At 43.3% G+C, this 3577-nt stretch carries 2 protein-coding genes and 1 rRNA gene; all 3 read left to right on the forward strand.

The features are described from left to right. Positions 1 to 93 precede the first annotated feature (93 nt). Positions 94 to 210, forward strand: a 5S ribosomal RNA gene (gene rrf / locus AC1U9U_RS15680). Positions 211 to 1036: 826 nt separating this feature from the next. Next, positions 1037 to 2095 (forward strand): cytochrome c3 family protein, encoded by a 1059-nt coding sequence (locus AC1U9U_RS15685; protein WP_479961488.1) that lies wholly within the window; start codon positions 1037 to 1039, stop codon positions 2093 to 2095. 258 nt (positions 2096 to 2353) lie between these two features. After that, the coding region (locus tag AC1U9U_RS15690; RefSeq protein ID WP_479961489.1) for an AMP-binding protein at positions 2354 to 3577 on the forward strand (1224 nt) is incomplete at its 3' end.

Consider the following 3577-nt stretch of genomic DNA (forward strand, 5'->3'; position numbering starts at 1 on the left):
AGTGAGGAAGATGAAATCTTAAAGAATTACAGTTAAGAAGATCTGTGCAGTTTTGAGGGAATAGGATCCCGAAAGGGATACTAAAACTTCAGATCTGGTGACAATGCCGGAGGGGTTCCACCCGTTCCCATCTCGAACACGGAAGTTAAGACCTCCAGGGCTGATGATACTTGGACCGCAGGGTCCTGGGAAAGTAAGTCGTTGCCAGGTAATGTACAAAGACCATCGCAAGATGGTCTTTTTGCGTGTAACTACATGAACGTGTAACTACATGAAAACGAGATAACGTACTGCATGATGCTCTGGGGTCGGTTCCACCTGTTCGGTACCCACACGGCTGGAGTATTCGTTAGAGGTGGCCGTGTGGCGAAAGGAATCCTCAGCGGATTAGCTTATCTTTGTAGTTTCCGCTTCGGTGAAAGTGTTCACTGGACACTTTCGTCAGTGAATAGTTTCGCGGCTTGCGGGCTGTGGGAAAATAATACTGAACGCGCCACCTACCTGGAAAAGTAATATCCACACTGCAGGAGTATTCGTCATGGGAGGCAGTGTGGCGAAAAGCTCAACCGCTTTTCGTGTTGCCAGGTAGTGCAGAGACCATTAATTACGATGGTCTTTTTGCTTTTTACTAGTGAAAACGACATCACAAGTGCATGATGCTCTGGGCAGGCATACATTTCCGTATCGGCAACAGGTTTATGCCAGCCTCTTGCTCACCTTCAAACTGCGATTGGTCGAAAATGTTTAAAGCTTGATTCATAACCCTAATACCTCCTTATTGATTCGCGTTTATTTTATCCTTTTGCGACTAAAATATTGAACCTATTTTTTATTCATAGTTAAAGATGAGAAAGGCTTCTTTACCTATAATAAGTATCTCCGTTTGGGAGATACTTTTTTATTATGAAGATATGCAAAAATCCTATGTGTATTTGAAAACCATTTATAAGATTACGTAAAAAGAGCAAACTAAGCTTGATGGTAGGAAAAAGTATAGTTTACAAAAGGATCAGGGTTAAAAAAGGAGGAAGGTATCTTGAAATCAAAAAGAATTGTCCTCGGTTTAGCGTTGCTTGCACTGATTATTACAGTGCTCGTAGGCTGTAATAAGCCTCAAAATCAAGGCAAAGCACCAAACCAAGGCCCACCGGCAACGAATCAACCGGCAAAGGCTGAATATGTAGGAGCAGACGCCTGTAAGAGCTGTCACTCGGAATATCACACTAACTTTTCCAAATCTCAACATGCTGGTGCCTTCAAGCCCCTATCGGATTATCCTTTAACACAGTCCGCAGGTGAAATCAAACTCTTTGATACTAAGGCTACCGATAAGTCTGGAACCATTAATTTGTCGAATAAGGATCAAGTTTACGGGGTTATGATGGACCATTATGTTATCGCTAAGGCCCCCGAAGGTTTTACGGAAAAAGTCTATCGTGTAGCGGCCCTTGAAAAATCCGGGGACAAATACACAATTAAACCGGCTAAAGGAACAGATGTGGACAAGGATGGAAAACCTGATTATACTGCAGAAAGCTTCACCTGTGGTGGTTGTCACGCACCTGGTATTGAAGTAAATTCTAAAGATTACGGTGTGTCCTGTGAATCTTGCCATGGTCCCGGCAGCAATCACGTCAACGCTACAACGAAGGCAGGAACAATGGATACAAGTGCTGCGGCTAAAGCTTGTAATTCTTGTCATGAAAGTAATCCAAGCAAGAATGATAAAGGCGTTTGGATCGCCAATACACACTATGGAACTCGGGATTATTTTGCCAGCAAACATGGCCAAAGCGCTTCCATGAATTGTCTGACCTGCCATGACTCTCATAAACCTAATGCCAGTGGGATGCTCTTAAAAGCAGATAAACCTAATGATATCTGCGCTAAGTGTCACCAGGGTAAGAACTTTGATCTGGATAAGTTGATGTGGAAGAACCCAACCGATCCGCGCGGTCACTTTACCAAAGACCACAGCTTTGGAGCACTTCCCTATGAAAAGCTGGGTGATGATCCGAAGACCCCTGATATTGAAATTAAGAATCAAGAGGCTATTGATATGATCACTAAATTGCTTCCCAATGCGGCTAAATAAGAGTTACGTCTAAAAGACTATAGACTCCCTCCTGATAATAATTATCGGCAGGGAGTCTTTCTGATTTGTGGAAATTCTTGACTTTATGATAAATTATAACCATTCGCAAGATAATAGGAGCTTTTGAGTGGAGGAACAAGACAACTGAGGATTATGGTCTTGCATATCTGAATGAAGATTCATAATATTATGATAAGGGTCCTTTATTTTAGTTGAGGGTGCTATGGCAAAGAAAAGTTATACAAGGGAGTGGGGATAATGAATTCGGTCTGGTACAATTTTTATGAGACTGGGGTAAGGCAATCTATCCCAATTGAGAACTTATCTTTATATGAAATGTTCGAGAGAAGTGTCCAAAACTATGGTGACCGTCCGGCCATTTTGTATGGAGGAAAGACTTGGACTTATTCCGATATGGACCGTGATGTGGATTGCCTTGCAAAAGCCTTAATTCGGCTTGGGGTTAAACCCAAAGATCGAATCTCTATCAATATGCCTAACTCTGCAACTTGGATAATTAGCTTCTTTGCAATCATGAAAGTTGGCGGAATTGTGGTACAAACCAATCCTCTTTATGTAGAAAACGAGCTTAAAGCTTTAATGAAAGATTCCGGTACCAAAGGGATGATTACCGTTGCCCCCCTTTACCCAAGAGTTCAGGGAATTCGTTCTGAAACCGATCTTGAATGGGTACTTGCCGAAGGATTAAAGGCCATGGGCATGAGTGAAGGCGAAGGAACATACGATTACCATTCCTGTGTCGATGATACTACCGATGTTGAATGGAGCAGGCCGGAGGTTGATCCTAAGTCGGACATTGCGGTTTTACAGTATACAGGCGGAACTACGGGAACCTCCAAAGGCGCTCAACTTAGTCATACTAATTTATATGCTAATGCGTATCAGATATGGGAATGGGTTAAAGGAATACCGGGGCAAGAGAAAACTCTTTGCGTTCTGCCGCTTTTCCATATTTATGCTTTAACGGTTTGCTTGAACATATCCATTTTTGGCGGAAGTGCGGTCATCCCTGTCCCCAGATTTGATATAGATATGCTTTTGAAGATTATTAACGATGAAAAGCCTACTCTTTTCCCTGGGGCACCAACTATGTACGTGGCATTAATTAACCATCCAAATATCAAGGAGTATGATGTCTCCTCGATCAAGGCCTGTGTCAGTGGTTCGGCTCCCCTGCCCATGGAAGTGGCTATCCGCTTCGGAGAGCTAACCGGTGGGAAATTGGTCGAGGGCTATGGGTTATCGGAGGCATCCCCGGTTACTCATGTTAATCCCTTGGATAATGCCCGGGTTGGTTCGATAGGTGTTCCCGTTTCTAATACTGAAGTAAAAATTGTTGATCTCGAAACCGGGGATAATGAGCCCCCACCAGGAGTAGTAGGCGAATTGGTGGTTAAGGGCCCGCAGGTAATGCTGGGATATTGGCAAAGGGAAAATGAGACAAAAGCGGTTTTACGGGAT

The sequence above is a fragment of the Desulfitobacterium sp. genome, from assembly GCF_982384815.1.